Origin of the sequence: Pseudomonas sp. ABFPK, from assembly GCF_001586765.1 — a bacterium.
Lineage (GTDB): Bacteria > Pseudomonadota > Gammaproteobacteria > Pseudomonadales > Pseudomonadaceae > Aquipseudomonas > Aquipseudomonas asiatica.
In genome coordinates, this window is the sequence record NZ_LQXW01000025.1 from 43,684 (window position 1) to 62,277 (window position 18,594).

The following is an 18,594-nucleotide window of genomic DNA, read 5'->3' on the forward strand; positions in this document are numbered from 1 at the left end:
TATGCCCGAGCCAACCCGTGGCTCACCAGACGAACTCCACATGCGCGCAACGCCCGCCCTCACTCCAGCAAGCGCTGCTGGCCAGCCGCCTTACCAAATTCAGGCCACGCCCACTCAGCCCCTGCTCCAGCGTGGGCCGCGACAGCACGCGCTGCACATCGAACCCGGCACCACTGTCACGGACCTCGATCATCAGACGCCCGCCGTCGGCATGCGGTTCAACCTTGAAATCGATGCGCACGTAACCGTCGGTCAACACCCCGAGGCGCCGGGCGCGCTCTTGATAATAGTCTGCAAAGCCTTGGCCATCGCGCTTGAGCTGCGAATCCAGGCCCAGCACGCCATGCTCCAGCGCGTTTGAATAAAGCTCGCTGAGCACACTGTGCAGGTTGCCGGTGCGCGCACGCAGGCCGTGAATCTCCTGCAACAACTGCACCAGGTACGGCACCGGGTTGAAGCGTTTGAGGCTCTCGCCACGCACCTCGAACCCCAGCGACCAGTCCAGCGGGCTGGAGCGGCCGCTATCAGAGTAGATCATCGGCGCCGGCACCCGCTCCTCGGCACAGAACATACGAATGTCGCACAGACTGATGTCATCGCGCGGGCGCCCGCCAAAGCGCTCCAGAGCCTGCATCACTTCGTCGAACAGCCGCGCCGGGTCACGGTTGTCGGCCAGCACCCTGTGCAGGCGCTGCACACCGAACAGGCGCTCCTGGTCGTCGGCCGTGTCGAGCACGCCGTCCGACAGCAGCAGCAGGCGTTCACCCGGCGCCAGCGGCAACACTTCGGTACTGTCATCGAAATGCTCGGCGTCCAGGATGCCCAGCGGCAGGTGCCGCGAACCCAGCGCCGACAGCACCTGGCCATCTACTGCCAGGCGATAGCCATCAGGCATGCCACCATTCCACACTTCCACCGAACCGCGCTGCATGCTCAGGTTGAGCAGCAGCGCACAACAGAACATGTCCACCGGCAGGATGCGCTTGAGCTTGGCGTTCATCTCGCGCAGGACCTGCGCCATGCCGTAGCCCTTGGCAGTCATGCCGTAGAACACTTCAGCCAGCGGCATCGCCCCTACCGCCGCTGGCAGGCCGTGGCCGGTAAAATCGCCGAGAAGCACTCGCATGTCGCCGGACGGAGTGAACGCGGCCAGCATCAGGTCGCCATTGAACAGCGCATACGGCGATTGCAGGTAGCGGATGTTGGGCGCGGAAAGGCAGCCGGAATGGGCCACCTTGTCGAACACCGCCTTGGCAACCCGCTGCTCGTTGAGCAGGTGGTGGTGGTGCCGGGCAATCTGGTCACGCTGCTCCAGCACGGTGGCCTGCAGCCGGCGCAGGCGGTCCATGGCGCGGATCTTGGCGCCGAGAATCACCGCACTGTAGGGCTTGGCCATGAAGTCGTCGCCCCCTGCCTCCAGGCAGCGCACCAGGCCTTCCTCCTCGTTCAATGAAGTCAGGAAAATGATCGGCACCAGCGCTTCGCCGGCCAGGGCCTTGATCTGCCGCGCCGCCTCGAAGCCGTCCATCACCGGCATCAGCGCATCCAGCAGCACCAGTTGCGGGCGACGCTCGACGAACAACGCCACCGCCTGCTCGCCGTTTTCCGCGGTAAGTACCTGATGACCTTGACGGCGCACGATCTGCGCCAGGAGCAGGCGGTCGGCGGCACCGTCTTCAGCCACCAGCACGGTCAACGCCTGTTCGGCCGGCATGTCGGCGCTCAACTGATATCGAAGAGTTTTTCGAAATTGGAGATGGCGAGGATCTTGCGCACGTCGGAGCTGGCATGCACCACACGCACATCCGACTCATCGCCGCCCGCATGGTCACGTAGCAACAGCAGCATGCCGAGCGCGGAACTGTCGAGGTAGGTAGTGTCCTTCAGGTCGACGACCACCGAATCTGGCCGGCTGGTCTGGCGTTCGTAGGCGTCGCGAAATTCCTGGTGCTTGCCGAAATCGAAGCGCCCCTTGATCTTTATCGTCAGCTTTTTCCCGTCCTGCGAAAAATCAGTCTCGACTGCCATGCTAGCGATTCCTTCGATGATGGCGGATGCAACTCCATAAAGGTTTAGCAGGCGATGGCGGGGGTGGCAAGCATGTGGGCTGCCTGTCCCGGCCTCTTCGCGGGTGAACCCGCTCCCACAGGATCTCCACAAATTCGAATCCTGCGCCGTGCCTGTGGGAGCAGGTTTACCCGCGAAGAGGCCAGTACAGGCTATAGGTGGTTCTGCCGCGGCAGGCGTTGTGACAGCTCGTCGAGCAGGCGCTGCTCGCGCTTGTCTTCGGCCCGCCGGGCTTCCTCCAGATAGCGCTGCACCAGCTTGCGCAGGCCTTCCACCCGGGCATAGGCCTGCTGCCAGGTGCCTCGGGCGTTGTTGAGGTTGTTCTGGTGCCAGACCAGGCTCTGGCGCTGCTGGGTCATGGCCGTTTCCAGCTGCCCGAGGAAGCGCTGGTAATTGACCAGCCAGCTACCGTTCACCCCCTGCCCGCCACGATTGATCCACTGCAGCTGGTAATCCTCGCGAAACCGCTCGAGCTCGGCCAGTTTGGCCTGGGCCGTGGCCACCTGCTGCTGGAACTGCCCAAGGCGCTGGGCCGCCTGGCGCTCGGCCTCTTCGGCCATGTCCACCACCGGCGCCAGGCGCGTGGCACGTCCGGGCAGCGTCATGGCCTATCAACCGCCCGCCGGGGGCGCAAAGATAGCCCCCAACTGTTCGCGGCTTTGCGCCATGCCCACGCTCTCGCGCAGGCCCTGGCGCAAAAACTCCACCAGCTTCGATTGCAGGGCGATGGCCAGGTCGGTTTCCGGGTCGCCACCCGCCACGTAGGCACCCACGCTGATCAGATCGCGGCTCTGCGACAGGCGCGACCACAACTGCTTGAACTTCTGCGCCTGGCGCAAATGGTCGGCATCGACCACCTGGGGCATGACCCGGCTGATCGAGGCTTCGATGTCGATGGCCGGGTAATGACCTTCTTCGGCCAGCCGCCGCGACAGCACGAAGTGGCCATCGAGCACACCGCGCGCCGCGTCGGCAATCGGGTCCTGCTGGTCGTCGCCCTCGGACAACACGGTATAGAACGCGGTGATCGAACCACCACCTGGCTCGCCGTTGCCGGCCCGCTCCACCAGCTTGGGCAGCTTGGCGAACACCGACGGCGGGTAACCCCGGGTGGCCGGCGGCTCGCCGATGGCCAGGGCGATTTCACGCTGGGCCTGTGCGAAACGGGTCAGCGAGTCCATCAGCAACAGCACGTTCTTGCCCTTGTCGCGGAAGTACTCGGCAATACGTGTGCAGTACATGGCGGCGCGCAGACGCATCAGCGGCGCATCGTCGGCGGGCGAAGCGACCACCACCGAGCGCTTGAGGCCTTCCTCACCCAGGATATGCTCGATGAATTCCTTGACCTCGCGACCCCGCTCGCCGATCAGGCCGACGACGATGATCTCGGCTTCGGTGAAGCGGGTCATCATGCCCAGCAACACCGACTTGCCCACCCCGGTACCGGCGAACAGGCCCAGGCGCTGGCCGCGACCGACGGTGAGCAGGCCATTGATGCTGCGAATGCCCACGTCCAGCGGCTTGCTGATGGGGTCGCGGTTCAACGGGTTGATCACCGGGCCGTCCATCGGCACCCAGTCCTCGGCCTTCATCCCGCCCTTGCCATCCAGCGCGCGACCGGCGCCGTCGAGCACCCGGCCGAGCATGCTCATGCCCATGGGCAGGCGGCCGCTGTCATCCAGCGGCACCACCCGGGCGCCGGGGGCGATGCCGACAATGCTGCCGACCGGCATGAGGAATACCTTGGACCCGGCAAAGCCCATGACTTCGGCCTCCACCTGCACCGGGTGGTAGCTGTCGTCGTTGATTACCAGGCAGCGGCTGCCGACTGCAGCGCGCAGGCCTTCGGCTTCCAGGGTGAGGCCGACCATGCGCAGCAGGCGGCCTTCGACGATGGGCTGGGCCGGCAGCTCGATGGCCTCGGCGTAACTGCCCAGGCGCTTGCCGAAACTGGTGCGCTCAAGTTGCATCCGGGCTACCCACGGCGCGCTCTGGCAGGCTGTCCAGGTCTACCGACATGTCTGGCGCTGCCGGGTGCAGCGAATGGTCGTGCAACTGGTCGAACAGTTGTGCTACGGCTTTCTCGATGCGGGTTTCCATGGTCGCGTCGATGCGGCTGTGCGCGGTCTCGATACGGCAGCCGCCTGGTAGCAGTGCGCTGTCCTCGAGCAGCCGCCAGCTTTCCTCATGGCGCTCGCGCAGGGCCTTGGCCAGCTCGAAATCCTGCGGGTTGAGGTGGATGCGGATATTGTCCGCGCCCATGGGCAGCAGCTTGAGCGCTTCGCGCAGTACCTGGGTGATCTGGCTGGAATCGCCCCGCAGTTCGCGACCGATCACCTGGCGGGTCATGTGAGCCACCAGGTGGACCAGGGTTTTCTCGATCTGCGTGTCCTGCTCGGCGATCGGTTCCATCAGGTTGGTCATCAGCCGGTCGAGGCTTTCCAGCTTGGTCTTCAGGGCCTCTTCGGCTTCCTGGCGGACCTTGAGCTGGGTGCTATGGAAGCCCTCGCGCTCACCGGTGGCAAAGCCTTCGTTGTAGGCTTCCTGGCGGATGGCCTCGAGTTCTTCCAGGGTCAGTGGCTGGACTTCTTCCAGCGGCACTTCCTCGACTTCTTCCTCGACTACCTCGGGCTCCGGCTCCGGTTCGGGCTCAGGCTCGGGTTCCGGGTCGAAGCTGGGCAGCGCCCATACGTCCACGCCTTCGAGGTCGCGGGCGCGGATCAGGTCGCTGGGGTGATGTTCTTTGGTGGGCATGCTGTCATGTTCTCAAACCATGTTCAGCCGACACGGTCCCTGTGGGAGCGGGTTCACCCGCGAATGCGTCGGCAGCGACAACCTCTATCGTCAGGTCCGACGCCTTCGCGGGTAAACCCGCTCCCACAAGGGGCGGCGTCGGCTTTCAGATCGCGAAGACCTTAGATCATTTCCTCGGCGCCCTTGCCGCCGAGCACGATCTCGCCGGCCTCGGCCATGCGGCGGGCGATGGTGAGGATTTCCTTCTGCGCCGTTTCCACATCGCTGACCCGCACCGGCCCCTTGGCCTCCAGGTCGTCGCGCAACAGTTCCGAGGCACGTTTGGACATGTTCTTGAAGATCTTGTCCTTGACCCGCTCGTCGGCGCCCTTGAGCGACACCACCAGCACGTCGGACGAGACTTCGCGCAGCAGCGCCTGGATGCCTCGGTCGTCGACGTCGGCCAGGTTGTTGAAGACGAACATCAGGTCTTCGATCTGCTCCGACAGGTCGCTGTCGATTTCGCGGATCGCGTCCATCAGTGCACCTTCCACCGAGCTGTCGAGGAAGTTCATGATGTCGGCGGCGCGCTTGATGCCACCCAAGGTGGTACGCGCCGCGTTGGAGTTGCCCGAGAACTGCTTCTCGAGGATCTGGTTCAGCTCCTTCAGCGCCGCCGGCTGCACGGTGTTCAGCGACGACACGCGCAGGACGATGTCCAGGCGCACCTTGTGGTCGAAGTTGCTCAGCACTTCGCCGGCCTGGTCGGGGTCGAGGTAGGCGACCACGATGGCCTGGATCTGCGGGTGCTCGTAGCGGATCACGTCGGCAACGGCGCGCGGCTCCATCCACTTCAGGCTGTCCAGGCCGCTGGTGTTGCCACCGAGCAGGATGCGGTCGACCAGGCCATTGGCCTTGTCCTCGCCCAGGGCCTGATTGAGCATCTTGCGGATATAGGCATCGGAGCCCACGCCCAGGCTGGTCTGGTCGCCGACGATTTCGACGAACTCGCTCATCACCTGCTCGACCTGTTCACGGTGCACATTGCCCATCTGCGCCATGGCCACACCCACACGCTGCACTTCCTTGGGCCCCATGTGCCGCAGCACCTGGGCGGCATCGGTCTCGCCCAGCGAAAGCAGGAGGATCGCCGCCTTGTCGACGCGGCTCAGCTTGGCGGTAACGGCTCGGTTATCACTCATCGGCGTTGATCCACTCTTTCACGACCTGGGCAACGCGGCCCGGGTCTTCGGCCACCAGGCCTTTGATTGCGTTGAGCTGTGCCTCGTAACCCTCGTTCGGGCTAGGCAGCAGAATGCTTGTCGGGCCACCCAGAGTGACGCGGTCGTTGGCCAGTTCGCCATCCAGCCCCATCATGCCGCCCAGCTCCATGTCGCCATCCGAGGCAGCCTGCTTGCCGCCCCCTGTAATGTTGTTCAGCACCGGGCGCAGCACACCGAACACCAGCACCAGGATGAACACCACGCCCAGCACTTGCTTGACGATGTCCCAGAACCACGGCTGCTGGTAGAAGGCGATGTCGGCGATCTCTTCGCCACGGTCGGCGGCGAACGGCACGTTGATCACCGTCACACTGTCGCCACGGCTGGCATCGAAGCCGACCGCGTCCTGTACCAGGCGAGTGAAGCGTGCCAGGTCCTCGGCGCCCCATGGCGAACGGGTGGCGTCGCCGGTGGCAGGGTCGATCTTGACCTGGTCGTCCACCACCACCGCCACCGACAGGCGGGTCATGCGCCCCTGCTGCTGGCGGGTGTGGCTGATGGAGCGGTCCAGCTCGAAGTTCTTGGTGCTTTGCTGGCGCTTGTCCGACGGGTACGGCGCGAGCATCGGCTGGCCGGTGGCCGGGTCCATGATCTGCTGGCCGTTGGCATCCACCAGCGGCTGGCCAGGCTGGATGGCCGCGGCCGGGGTAGCGGCACCACCGGTGGTCTGCGGTGCCGAGGCCGGGCCTGGCGGCTGGTTGCTCAGTGCGCCGGGGACACCTTGCGGCCCCTGGCTGCTGGCACGCTGTTCGTCGACCGACTGCTCGCTGCGCAGTGCCGGCTGGTCGGGGTTGAACTGCTCGGAGGTGGATTCGACCGCGCTGAAGTCGAGGTCGGCAGACACTTCGGCCTTGTAGCGGTCATTCCCCAGCACCGGCTGCAGGATGTTGTGCACCCGCTGGGTGAGCATGCTTTCTACCCGGCGGCTGTAGTCGAACTGTTTGCCTGCCTGGGTCAGGGCGGTGTCCTGGATCTGCTCGGACAGCAGGTTGCCCTTCTGGTCGACCACGGTGACCTGGGACTTGTCCAGTTCCGGCACGCTGGTGGCGACCAGGTTGACGATGGCCATCACTTGCCCGGCTTCCAGGGCACGGCCCGGGTACAGCTCGACCAGTACCGAGGCGCTGGGCTTGCGTTCGTCACGCACGAACACCGAGCTTTTCGGGATGGCCAGGTGCACGCGCGCGCCCTTGACGTTGTTCAGGCTGGACACGGTACGCGCCAGCTCGCCTTCCAGGCTGCGACGGTAACGGGTGGCTTCCATGAACTGGCTGGTGCCCAGGCCCTGTTCTTTGTCGAGCAATTCGAAACCGACGTTGCCATCGCTTGGCGCCACGCCGGCGGCCGCCAGTTTCAGGCGCGCACGGGAGAGGTCGTCGGCCTTGACCAGCAGAGCCCCGGAGTTGGGCTCGACGTTGTAGGGGATGTCGGCAGCGGCCAGGGTATCCATGACCTGCTTGGTGTCCATGCCCGCCAGGCTGCCGTACAGCGGACGGTAATCAGGTTGTTGCGACCACAGTACCACGGCAAAGCCGATCGCCACGCTGGCGGCCAGACCGACCAGAAGGCCGATCTGACGCAGCATGGGCATCTGCGCGATATTTTCCAGAAACGCCATGCCGAACAGCGGCGGCTTGGCCGCGGGCGGGCCGCTCTTGGCAGGGGCGTTGTCGACGACTGCTTCAGCCATGGTTTACGTCCGTCCTCAAACCGGCATCTGCATGATGTCCTGGTACGCCTGGACCAGCTTGTTGCGTACCTGGGTCAGGGCCTGCATCGACACGCTGGCCTTTTGCGAAGCGATCATCACATCGGTCAGGTCGACGCCACTCTTGCCGATCTCGAAGGCGTTGGCCAGCTGGGTCGAAGCCTGCTGAGTCTCATGCACCTTGCCGATGGCCTGGCCGAGCATGTCGGCAAAGGTACTCTGCCCCGGTGCCAGCTCGGGAGCGGCGGCCACCTTGGGCAGCGACATGGCATCGGCCTGCATGGCCCGCATGTCCAACATCAGACGATTGAATTCAACACCTTGGCTCATGACCCTTCTCTCTCCTGCGGCCGCATTTTTTTGACAGTGATGCGGCGGATAGCCAACGTAAAGCAACAAAGGTGCCAGCCTTGGCACGCGCACCTCGGTTCACTGTAGGAGCAGCCTTGTGCTGCGAAAGGGGCCTTTGATGCAACAGACCACCTTCTGCCTTGCTGGCCTCTTCGCAGCACAAGGCTGCTCCTACAAGGGCTGCGCAAGCTCTGAGGTTTTTGTCAGCCGAACAGGCTGGCCTCGACGTCAAACCCGGCATCGCGCATCTGCGCCAGCTTGTAGCGCAAGGTACGCGGGCTTATCCCCAGGCGTTCGGCCGCCTCCTTGCGGCGGCCGCGCTCGGCTCGCAGGGTGTCGATGATCATCTGGTACTCATGGCGACGCATGTCATCGCCCAGCCCGCCAGGCTCGGCCACCACTTCAGGTGATGGCTCGATGCCAGCTGACAATGGAATGGCGCCTGCCAGACAAAAATCCGCCGCCTCGATCACCCCGCCCTGCTGCAGGATCAGCGCCCGCTGCAGGGCGTTGTCCAGTTCGCGTACGTTGCCCGGCCAGGCATACGCCTGCAGGCAGGCCCGGGCCTGGGGCGACAGGTGCACCGGGGCGTGCTTCATCTTGGCCACGTGACGCGCCAACAGGCGCTCGGCCAGTTGCAGGATGTCACCCGGGCGTTCGCGCAGCGGACGCCAGGCCAGGGGGAACACCGAAAGGCGGTAGTAGAGGTCTTCACGGAAACGCCCGGCCGCCACTTCGCCAGCCAGGTCACGGTTGGTGGTGGCCAGCACACGGATATCCAGGCTAATCGGCTTGCGCCCGCCTACCCGCTCCACCTCGCGCTCCTGCAGCACGCGCAGCAGCTTGGCCTGCAAGGCCATCGGCATCTCCGAGATCTCATCAAGCAGCAAGGTGCCGCCTTCGGCCTGCTCGAACTTGCCGGCCTGGGCAGCGATGGCGCCAGTGAAGGCACCCTTTTCGTGGCCGAACAGCGTGGCCTCGAGCATGTTGTCGGGGATGGCAGCACAATTGATCGCCACGAAGGGCTGCGCCGCCCGCGACGATTGCTGATGAATGAAGCGCGCCAGCACTTCCTTGCCGGTGCCGGACTCGCCCGAAATCAGCACGGTCGAGTCACTGCGCGCCACCCGCGCGGCCAGTTCCAGCAACTGTCGACTGGCTGGTTCGCAGGCCACCGGGCCTTCTTCTTCAGCCACGCGCCCGGCGGCATGCCGCTCGACCAGGCTGAGCAACGCCTTGGGCTCGAACGGCTTGACCAGATAGTCGGCGGCGCCTTGGCGCATCGCCTCGACGGCACGCTCCACCGCGGCATGCGCAGTCATCAGCAACACGGGCAGTTGCGGTTGCTGGCGCCGCAGCTGGGCCAGCAGTTGGTGCCCATCCATGCCTGGCATGTTCACATCGCTGACTACCAGGCTGAAGGCCTCCTCCAGCACCGCTTCCAGCGCTTCTTCGGCACTGCCCACCGCCTGGTAGGCGAAGCCGCCGATTTCCAGGGTATCGCCCAGCGCCTGGCGCAATACGCGGTCGTCCTCGACCAGCAGCACCTTGATCGTCATTACATGCCCTCCGCCAGCTGCCCGTCGATCAACGGCAGTTCCACCCGCACACAGGTGCCACGGCCAACCCTGGAGCGCAGGCGCAGCGTACCTTGGTGCGCGCGCACCACGGCCTTGACCACCGCCAGGCCCAGGCCGGTGCCAGTGGCCTTGGTGGTCAGGAACGGCTCGCCCAGGCGGCCGAGCAGGTCGCCATCGATGCCACTGCCGGCGTCGCTTACACACAGGTGCAGGCTGCACTCGCGGCGGAACAGGTGCACCTTCAGTCGCGCCGGGCCGTCGCTGGCTTGCAGCGCATTTTCGATCAGGTTGAGCAATGCACCAACCAGGGTGTCGCGGTTGCACAGCAGCTCACCCAGGTGGCTGTCGCACTGCCAGCGCACGGCGTGCCCTTGCACATGCGCCTGGGCAGCCTGCTGCAGGGCCTGGAACAAGGCTTTTGGCGTGACTCGATCATTCAGCGGCAGCTCGCCACGGGCGAATACCAGCATGTCGCGCACTTGGTGTTCCAGCTCGTGCAAGCGTTCCTTCAGGGTACCGGCAAAGCGCTGGCGGGTTTCCGCGCTCAGCTCTTGTTCGGGATCAGCCAGGTGGCTGGCGTAGAGCATCGCCGCCGACAGTGGCGTGCGGATCTGGTGCGCCAGCGAGGCGACCATGCGCCCCAGCGAAGACAGGCGCTCGTGGCGAGCCAGCTGGTCCTGCAGGCGACGGGTTTCGGTCAGGTCGTTGAGCAACATCAACTGGCCAGGCTCGGCATCCAGCGAGCGAGTGGCAATGGACAGACGGCGGCCGTCGCGCAGCGAGACTTCGTGACCGTCATCCTTGCGCGGGGCAAAGCTGCGGGCGATCACCTGGCGCCACAGCTGGCCGACCAGCGGCTCGCCGAGCAGTTCGCAGGCGGCCGGGTTGGCTTCGCGCACCAGGCCCTGGCCATCGATCACGATCACCCCGCCGGGCAGCAGGTCCAGCAGGTTCTGCAGGCGGTTGGCGAGGCGCTCCTTTTCGCTCAGTTCATCGATGCGCTGGGCGCTGACCACCGCCAGCTCGCCCTTGAGTTCGCTGACCCGGGCTTCCAGCAGGCTATAGGACTGGCTCAGCTGGCTCGAGACCTGATTGAACAGGGCGAAGGCCTGCTCGACACCCTGGCGACTGTCCTGCTCGATCGGGGGCTGCCCCTGCAGATCGGGGGCTAGGGATATGTGGGCGGCCTGGGGCATCTTGCTCTCTCGCATGGCTGACCGTCATAAAAACGGTGTGTTGCCAGCGGTGTAGCAATAGCCGTGCCGGAGATGGGGTTTTGTACAGGGCTTGCGCTTTGGAGTCAGGAGCAGATCGCGCAGCCCCTCGCGGATGGCCATGCCCATGGGAGAGACGTGGTATTTGCCCCGGTGCCCGCTTTCAAACTCGCCACAAGCCTCCCCAGCCGCCTCTGCATCAAGACAGCCTGGTCAATCGCTTGCGGCCCCTTCACCGGCTTCCGTCACCGTTTCCGGGCCTGACAAAACTGCTAGTTGTGACGCCCCACGTTGTGAATCTACTTTGAACCCGGTGTGTCCAACAACGGAGCCATTGATCATGCATACCCAACCGCCCGACCAGAAAGTCCCCCTGGAAATGAAACAGAAAAGTCATCACACAACGATGAATTACAGCGCCTACGGCCTACATACCGACTGCGGCTCAGCGGCTCCAGCACTTGCCTACAACGGTGAGCATCACGACCCGTTTTCCAGGCTCTATCTCCTGGGAAACGGCCATCGCCCCTACAGCAGTCGATTGATGAGATTCAACACATCTGACTCACAAAGCCCTTTTTTACTGGGAGGGCTCAACAGCTACTGCTATTGCAACGGCGACCCGATCAATTTTTCAGACCCAAGTGGACAAATGCGCACCCCGCTCAGACCTGTCAACACCCCCCAACGTCGCTATGGAGGCAATCCCACTCTCCGCGAATCCTCGCGTTTGCGTCAGCGTGAGAGATCCCTCAGGGCCCAAGCTGGACAAGCCCGTGCGAACGCAAGACGAGAAACTCGAGAAGCCCAAGCCGCAGCAGAGCGCGAGGCACATTCCAGGGCGGAGATGAACAACACGAACAATCCGATTCACCGAGAAATTTTTAGTAGCGTTGCGGATATGAATCATCAACAACGATCGAGTTTACTTGCCAGCAGCGTGAATCACTGGACACATAACCTCTCTCTTACGAGCGAAGCCGAAAGATTGGCTCGAACCCGGACTGCCCTGCTTCTGACCGAATACGAAAACGTTCCTGCGCCTCAGGTAAACCCACCAAACATACCGGCCCAAGCAACTCAAATGACTACACCCGTACAGACCTTGGGTACATTGATTCGACGAACCACTGTCAGAGGTACCAATACATGAGGCAGAACAAACCAGACGGTGATGCCCCCTTAAGCACGCCTGCTCCCCTTTGAGCGGGCCGCTGTGCTACCCGGGGAAGTTGAGCGTTCAAGTTCAAAAATGTCCTGAGGAGGCGAGTGAGGCCGCGCTGGCGATCTGACGGACACCATCAAGACCAAACCGGACACCCCGCCGCGGCCGTCAATCTTCCGCCTGGTCCTCGCCCCCCTGACGGCTCATGCCGTACTTGCGCATTTTCTCTACCAGAGTGGTACGGCGAATGCGCAAACGTTCAGCTGCACGTGCAACGATACCGTTGGCATCGTCCAGCGCCTGCTGGATCAGGCCCTGCTCCAGGCTACCCAGGTAGTCCTTCAGGTCCAGGCCTTCAGGTGGCAGCATGGCGTGGTTGCTGAAGTTCGGCGTATGGCCGTTGATTGCGACGCGCTCTTCCAGGTCGCTGCGCAGGCTGTCGACCATCTGCTCGTCTTCGTCATCGACGTAACGGAATTTCTTCGGCAGCTCGGAAACGCCAATCACCCCGTACGGGTGCATGATCGCCATACGCTCGACCAGATTGGCCAGCTCGCGCACGTTACCCGGCCAGCCGTGGCGACACAGCGACATGATCGACGCGGAGTTGAAGCGGATGGACCCGCGCTTCTCGTGCTCCATGCGCGAGATCAGCTCGTTCATCAGCAGCGGGATGTCTTCCACCCGCTCACGCAGCGGCGCCATCTCGATGGGGAACACGTTCAGGCGGTAGTACAGGTCTTCGCGGAACGTGCCCTCCTCGATCATGGTCTCGAGGTTCTTGTGGGTCGCGGCAATGATGCGCACATCGATGCTCTGGGTCCTGTTGCTGCCCACGCGCTCGAAGGTACGCTCCTGCAGCACGCGCAACAGCTTGACCTGCATCGGCAACGGCATGTCGCCGATTTCGTCGAGGAACAGGGTACCGCCGTTGGCCAACTCGAAACGCCCGGCACGGCTGGTGATCGCCCCGGTGAAGGCACCCTTCTCGTGACCGAACAGTTCGCTTTCCAGCAACTCGGCCGGGATCGCGCCACAGTTGACCGGCACGAACGGCGCTTCGCGGCGTTTGGAATGGTAGTGCAGGTTGCGCGCGACCACTTCCTTGCCGGTGCCGGACTCACCCAAAATCAGCACGCTGGCATCGGTGTCGGCCACCTGCTGCATCATCTGCCGCACGTGCTGAATGGCACGACTGGTGCCGACCAGGCTGCGGAACAGGTTGGGTTCGCGCTGGCGGCCACGCTCGCGCGCCTGGTCGTACATCTCGCGATAGACCTGGGCACGGTGCAGTGAATCCAGCAGCTGGCTATAGCTTGGCGGCATCTCCAGGTTGGAAAGCACCCGGCGGCGAAGGTCTTCCGGGAACTCCGCAGAAGAAATTTCACCTAAAAGCAGAACCGGAAGGAACTCATCCCACCCAGTCACTGTCTTAACGAGCCCAAGCACACTGCCCGGGGCATTTACAGTGCCGATAAGCACGCACAGCACTTCGCGACTCGAAGACAACGGCTCGACCATTTGCTGCCAGTCCTGGCTGGAGCAAGCGAGGTTTTCTTCGCCGAGGAAGTTAAGCACCACCGCCAGGTCGCGGCGGCGTGCGCTGTCGTCGTCGATCAGCAGAATCTTGGTTTCACGCCACATGCAATAGCAACTTCCCTAGTCATATCGGCGCCCGAGGGCGTGCTCGACATCATTCCGACTGAATGGTCAGTGTTCGGACGTCTGAAATTCGAAAACAGCCACTAGTAAAGTCAAAAAACACCAGCCAGTCAAATTAATGGCGCATGGCTTTTGGCAACATCTGTGGTCAGGTGAACAAATGGTATACCTTTGCCGCGTTCTTCGCCTGACGGATTTTCGTCATTTCATCGACCAGGGATTGACGTTCGCCACTTGCAACTGCGATTAGTTGGCGGTAGACAGCCATCAACTGCTCTAGGCTACCACGTACTTCCGCTTCGTTTTCATGAGCCTCGGCAAGCACATCGTCGACACACAGCCGGCATTCCAGGTCGAGCTCGCCAACTGTACCCCAGTCGCGATCAGCCAGCGCCGCCAGCAAGGCTTCTCGGGTGTGCTCTATACGGGCGATAACCTCGCTCATGTCATCCTCCTGGCTTAGGAAGCCGCCGACGGATCGCCGATCGCGTCCCAACCTTCCTTGATGGTGATCAGCAGGCGCGCCACTTCGTCGATGATCTCCGGGTCATTTTTTGCATTGGCTTCGATCAAGCGACGACTCATGTAGGTATACAGGTTGTCCAGATCGGCCAGGGTGTCGGCATGGTTTTCCAGATCCAGGCCTTCACGCAGGCCGCCGATGATGTCGATGGCCTTGCCGATGAGGATACCCTTCTGGGCGATATCATTGCGCGCGATCGCGCCCTTCGCCTGCGCCATGCGATCAAGGCCGCCCTGCATGAGCATCTGCACCAGGCGGTGCGGACTGGCTTCGGATGTCTGTGCCACGCCGTTGACTTTCTGGTATTGCCGAAGGGCCAACATCGGGTTCATGGATCTGCCTCGTTGCTGCGAAAAAGGTTGCGTCTACCCTGTGTATCGCCGCCACGTCAAAAAACTTTAGGGTTAAAACGAAAAGCCCGGCGCGTATGGCAAACGCTGCCGGGCTTTTGTCACACGGAAAGAATCAGGACTTCTTGGCCTGCGCGTTGATCGCCTCGAAGATCGACGTGATCTGGTCGGCCTGGGCTTTCATCTTGCCTAGGGCAGTGTCCAAGGCCACGTATTTCTTGGTCAGTGATTCGGTCAACGAGTCGGTGCGCCGATCGAGGGCAGCCTGCTGCTCACTCAAGTTCTTTGCAACGTTGCTCAATGCGCTATTACGGCTAGCCAAACTACCATCAGTGGCATTGTACGGGTCAATGGCCTTGTTCATCCGCTCGAAAATGCCATTCGTGCCGGTGAACAACTCCTGCACTTCCGCCCCCAACTTCTTGTCATTCATCGCTGCGGCGAATTTGGTGCTGTTGAACTCCAGAGTGCCGTCTTTTTGTGTGTTGATACCCAACTGACTCAGAGTGGTCAGCTGATCGCCTGCCCCCACTTCGGAAAGCACCTTACGAATATCACCCAACAGCGACCGGGTGGTAGGGTCGTTGGTCAGCGGCCCCAGCACCAGGTTGTCATCGTCATCACGGCTGGTCGAAGTCAGCGACGTAATAGCCTTCTGCAGCGTGTTGTAGGCATCGACAAAACTTTGGATGGAGGTCTTCAGGCCATCATTGTTGGCCGCTACGGTGACCTTGGTTGCCGCCGCGCTCTCACTGATCAACTCCAGGCTCAAACCACTGATCGAATCACTGATGGTATTGGTGGCGCTGGTGATCTTCAGGCCATCGATCGTCAGCTCGGCGTCCTGAGCTATATCGGTAATATAGCCTGCCCCCGTCCCTACCATCTTCTGGGTGCCGACAATATTCAGCTCAGTCTGATCGACATCCCCCTTCAATGAGAGATCATTGCCCGCGCCAGTCTTTGAGGACGTCAACACCAGACGAGCGCCATCCTCACCCGTAATGATGTTGGCACTGATGCCGTTGGCACTCATTTCCTTGTTGATCTGGTCGCGCACGCTTTGCAGCGTGGCGCCAGCACCGACCTCGATCGTGTAGGCCGTGCCGCCATCTGCGGGATCACCTTGTTCGATCGTCAGGGTTCCCGCGGCAATCGCTTTGGAGGCACCTTCGACAAACGCCTGGCTAGCCACTTTCGAACCTGTTGCCAGCTTTGCTACCTGAATGTCGTAACTACCGGCGACTGCGGTGTTGCCCGAGGTGACCTTGACGACCTTGTCATTGGCCGAAGTAGCCGCATAGGCATTGAACGACGGCGCGGTCTTGTCGTTGAGCTTGGTCATGGCAGTCTGGAAGGCCGTGAGGGCACTACGCAGCGACCCGATTCCGGAGATCATCGCACTGTTGTTACTGGTCTGCCGGGTAATCTGCGCCTGCTTGGCGGCAGTGTCGGACTGGACCAGGACCTTGACGATCGAACCGATGTCCAGACCGGACCCGAGGCCAGTACTGGAGGCGATTGGGCTTGCCATGCTGTTCTCCCTCTCGTTAACCGCCAGCCCACTCCTGCGGGGCCGACATGCTTTACTTCATTGGTGCTCGCCGCCAGTCAAACCTTGGCGTCGAACAGAACACTGTTGGCATCACTCAGGCTGCGGGCAATTCGCAACGCCTCTTCCGAGGGCAATTGGCGAATCAACTCACCACTGTCGCTGGCGATGACTTTGACGACGATCTTGCCGGATTCTTCGTCCGTGGAGAACTCCAGATTGCGCTGTGACGCTTTCAAAAATTTTTCGATTTCAGAGACGGCATTCTTGACCTTATCGGCATCCTTCGCCGCCAGCGAGTCTTTCTTGTCGTCTTCACTGGGTACTGCAGCTTCAACTGCCCGGGTAACCGGCTTTTCGGCAACCTGCTCAACCGAACGTGCGACCGGGTAACTCAGGTTCAGCTTGGCACTCATGTCCATGCCCACCACCTCACGATGAAAAGGCGGAGAAGCGCCACGCATGCGCTTCCCCGCCAGCGACTAGGCAGATTAGCCCAGCAGCTTCAGTACTGCCGACGGCAGCTGGTTGGCCTGAGCCAGAACCGAGGTCGAAGCTTGCTGCAGAGTCTGCTGCTTGGTCAGCTGGGCAGTTTCAGCAGCAAAGTCGGTGTCCTGTACACGGCCACGAGCGGCTTCAGCGTTCTCGTTGATGTTCTGCAGGTTGTTGATGGTGCTGGTCAGACGGTTCTGAGCAGCACCCAGATCAGCACGGGTGCTGTTGATGGTTTGCAGAGCGGAGTCGATAGCGTTCACAGCAGCGCTGAAGTTAGCGCTGATGGTGCTGTCAGCACCAGAAATCGCGATAGCACCCGAGTTAACACCCAGGGCGGAAGCAGTCAGGTTAGCCAGCTTGATGGAGATCTGGTTTTCAGTACCAGTGTTGGAACCAACCTGGAAGCTCAAGGTGGCAGTGGTGTTGAGCAGGTTCTTGCCGTTCAGCTGGGTGCTGTTGGCGATACGAGTCAGCTCGTCGGACATCGAGGCGAACTCAGTGTTCAGAGCATCACGGTCCTTGTCGCTGTTCGAAGCGTTGTTGGCCTGGATGGCCAGTTCACGCATGCGCTGCAGGATGTTGGTCTGCTCTTGCATCGCACCTTCAGCGGTCTGGGCGATGGAGATACCGTCGTTGGCGTTCTTGATAGCCATGGTCTGACCGCGAATCTGCGAGGTCATACGAGTGGCAATTTGCAGGCCGGCGGCGTCGTCCTTGGCGCTGTTGATTTTCAGGCCGGAAGACAGGCGGGTCATCGAGGTGCTCAGTGCATCGGTAGCACGGTTCAGGTTTTTCTGAACACCCAGAGAGGTGGTGTTGGTGTTAACGGTCAAAGCCATGACGAATTCCTCGTTGGATTGGGTACTACGGCTTCCGGCCTTGGCAATTCGCCGGGTGTGGCACAGAGAACCTTCGTCATGGTTATCGTCGTCAGGGCGCGTTGCTTGAGGTTTTTTTTAAAAAAATTTACTGGCCACCTGCCAGCCCAAGAAAATCAATACGTTGACGCCAAAAAATCTTCGCACGCGTGAAGCATCACCTCAGAGATAGCATCAGCCGTGACAAATGACGCCTCACTCCACCTCCCTGTGAAAATGGTCAACATACTCTAAAGTTGCCCGCCACGCGGCCGATCCCAATTTCACTCTCCGCTGTCAGCACGCGAAAGCCCGCGCCTGGCAGCCAGGACCCAAATAGAGCCGCGCAATAAAGGCTCGATACCTTCTGGAACCCTCCAAGAGCTGATCAGCCATGAATTTATACGTAAACCAGACGAAGAGCAGGCCGGCGCTGCGAGATGACATTTACCAGGGCGACATTTTTCTCGACACATCCCTGCGCAGTGCATACGACCTGTGCGCCCTTGCCCGGGCCTCTATCACTCAAGCGTTCGATGGAGAAACCGATCACCAATCGCTGCATAAAATGATGCCGGTGGAAAGTTTCGTTGAGCGGGTAACCGCCCTCAAACGCCATTTCACCAATGGCGGAGAAGCCAAGGCGCTGATCCAGGCGTTCATTCTGGAAATCGGGGCCGATCCAGGCGAATACTTGTTCGATGTGCCACGCGTACGGGTAGTGCCACATTACGATTACCTGCATGCAGGCGTCAGTTATGCCTACAAACCCCACCGGGACACCTGGTACGGCAATGTCGACTGCCAGATCAATACCTGGATGCCGCTGTACTCGCTCAAGCCCGAACAAACCATGATGATCAACCCTGCCTACTTCAACCGCCCGGTGAACAACTCATCCGACGGCTGGAGCCTGGAGCACTGGATTGCGGATTCCACGCCATCCGGCCACCCAGTCCGCTCTCATCTGGCCAGGCATTCCACGGCCATCTGGCCACCTGTTCCACGGCCATCCGGCCGGGCAGTCGGAGCGCAGCGACGCAGGGGGGGCATT

General features: G+C 61.9%; 17 protein-coding genes and 1 pseudogene. 2 read left to right on the forward strand and 16 right to left on the reverse strand.

Annotated features, from left to right (window positions below; genetic code table 11):
* Positions 1-22: 22 nt before the first annotated feature.
* The 10 genes from WM94_RS17630 to WM94_RS17675 form a co-directional block, all read right to left on the reverse strand.
* On the reverse strand, positions 23-1,714 hold the full coding sequence (locus WM94_RS17630) for a fused response regulator/phosphatase (protein ID WP_061551801.1): 1,692 nt from the start codon (positions 1,712-1,714) through the stop codon (positions 23-25).
* A gap of 8 nt (positions 1,715-1,722) precedes the next feature.
* Positions 1,723-2,028, reverse strand: a complete 306-nt coding sequence (locus WM94_RS17635) for an STAS domain-containing protein (protein ID WP_061551802.1) — start codon at positions 2,026-2,028, stop codon at positions 1,723-1,725.
* Positions 2,029-2,219: 191 nt separating this feature from the next.
* Positions 2,220-2,672 carry a flagellar export protein FliJ gene (gene fliJ, locus WM94_RS17640; protein WP_061551803.1) on the reverse strand — a complete coding sequence of 151 codons (453 nt, stop codon included), beginning with the start codon at positions 2,670-2,672 and terminating at the stop codon, positions 2,220-2,222.
* Positions 2,673-2,678: 6 nt separating this feature from the next.
* Positions 2,679-4,037 carry a flagellar protein export ATPase FliI gene (fliI, locus tag WM94_RS17645; protein ID WP_061551804.1) on the reverse strand — a complete coding sequence of 453 codons (1,359 nt, stop codon included), beginning with the start codon at positions 4,035-4,037 and terminating at the stop codon, positions 2,679-2,681.
* On the reverse strand, positions 4,027-4,821 hold the full coding sequence (gene fliH, locus WM94_RS17650; protein ID WP_061551805.1) for a flagellar assembly protein FliH: 795 nt from the start codon (positions 4,819-4,821) through the stop codon (positions 4,027-4,029). Before fliH ends, fliI begins: the two co-directional genes overlap by 11 nt.
* 161 nt (positions 4,822-4,982) lie before the next feature.
* The gene (gene fliG, locus WM94_RS17655; protein ID WP_003257289.1) at positions 4,983-6,002 is read right to left on the reverse strand and encodes a flagellar motor switch protein FliG; all 1,020 of its coding nucleotides are present in this window, start codon (positions 6,000-6,002) and stop codon (positions 4,983-4,985) included.
* The gene (fliF, locus tag WM94_RS17660) at positions 5,995-7,773 is read right to left on the reverse strand and encodes a flagellar basal-body MS-ring/collar protein FliF (protein WP_061551806.1); all 1,779 of its coding nucleotides are present in this window, start codon (positions 7,771-7,773) and stop codon (positions 5,995-5,997) included. Before fliF ends, fliG begins: the two co-directional genes overlap by 8 nt.
* 15 nt (positions 7,774-7,788) lie before the next feature.
* Positions 7,789-8,121 (reverse strand): flagellar hook-basal body complex protein FliE, encoded by a 333-nt coding sequence (fliE, locus tag WM94_RS17665; protein ID WP_013973606.1) that lies wholly within the window; start codon positions 8,119-8,121, stop codon positions 7,789-7,791.
* A 224-nt stretch (positions 8,122-8,345) separates the two neighbouring features.
* Complete coding sequence (locus tag WM94_RS17670) at positions 8,346-9,701, reverse strand: sigma-54 dependent transcriptional regulator (protein ID WP_047595711.1); 1,356 nt, start codon at positions 9,699-9,701, stop codon at positions 8,346-8,348.
* Complete coding sequence (locus WM94_RS17675) at positions 9,701-10,918, reverse strand: PAS domain-containing sensor histidine kinase (RefSeq protein WP_061551807.1); 1,218 nt, start codon at positions 10,916-10,918, stop codon at positions 9,701-9,703. The genes WM94_RS17670 and WM94_RS17675 overlap by 1 nt, the downstream gene beginning before the upstream one ends.
* Positions 10,919-11,276: 358 nt before the next feature.
* Here WM94_RS17675 and WM94_RS29300 point away from each other — a divergent pair, with 358 nt between their 5' ends.
* Complete coding sequence (locus WM94_RS29300) at positions 11,277-12,089, forward strand: RHS repeat-associated core domain-containing protein (protein WP_256207025.1); 813 nt, start codon at positions 11,277-11,279, stop codon at positions 12,087-12,089.
* Positions 12,090-12,269: 180 nt separating this feature from the next.
* Here the strand turns inward: WM94_RS29300 and fleQ are convergent, their stop codons facing one another.
* From fleQ to WM94_RS17705, 6 genes are all read right to left on the reverse strand, one after another.
* The gene (fleQ, locus tag WM94_RS17680; RefSeq protein ID WP_061551808.1) at positions 12,270-13,745 is read right to left on the reverse strand and encodes a transcriptional regulator FleQ; all 1,476 of its coding nucleotides are present in this window, start codon (positions 13,743-13,745) and stop codon (positions 12,270-12,272) included.
* A 166-nt stretch (positions 13,746-13,911) separates the two neighbouring features.
* The gene (locus WM94_RS17685; RefSeq protein ID WP_061305947.1) at positions 13,912-14,208 is read right to left on the reverse strand and encodes a flagellar protein FliT; all 297 of its coding nucleotides are present in this window, start codon (positions 14,206-14,208) and stop codon (positions 13,912-13,914) included.
* Between the two features lie 14 nt (positions 14,209-14,222).
* Positions 14,223-14,618, reverse strand: coding sequence for a flagellar export chaperone FliS (gene fliS / locus WM94_RS17690; RefSeq protein ID WP_054573108.1), 396 nt, complete (start codon positions 14,616-14,618; stop codon positions 14,223-14,225).
* A 133-nt stretch (positions 14,619-14,751) separates the two neighbouring features.
* Positions 14,752-16,170, reverse strand: coding sequence for a flagellar filament capping protein FliD (gene fliD, locus WM94_RS17695; RefSeq protein WP_061551809.1), 1,419 nt, complete (start codon positions 16,168-16,170; stop codon positions 14,752-14,754).
* 77 nt (positions 16,171-16,247) lie between these two features.
* Entirely contained in the window at positions 16,248-16,610 is a 363-nt protein-coding gene (locus WM94_RS17700) for a flagellar protein FlaG (protein ID WP_061551810.1), read from the reverse strand.
* A 69-nt stretch (positions 16,611-16,679) separates the two neighbouring features.
* A complete protein-coding gene (locus WM94_RS17705; RefSeq protein ID WP_054573105.1) occupies positions 16,680-17,522 on the reverse strand; it encodes a flagellin domain-containing protein in 843 nt (280 codons plus the stop codon).
* A 412-nt stretch (positions 17,523-17,934) separates the two neighbouring features.
* Here WM94_RS17705 and WM94_RS17710 point away from each other — a divergent pair.
* Positions 17,935-18,594, forward strand: a pseudogene (locus WM94_RS17710) (hypothetical protein); the annotation flags it as partial.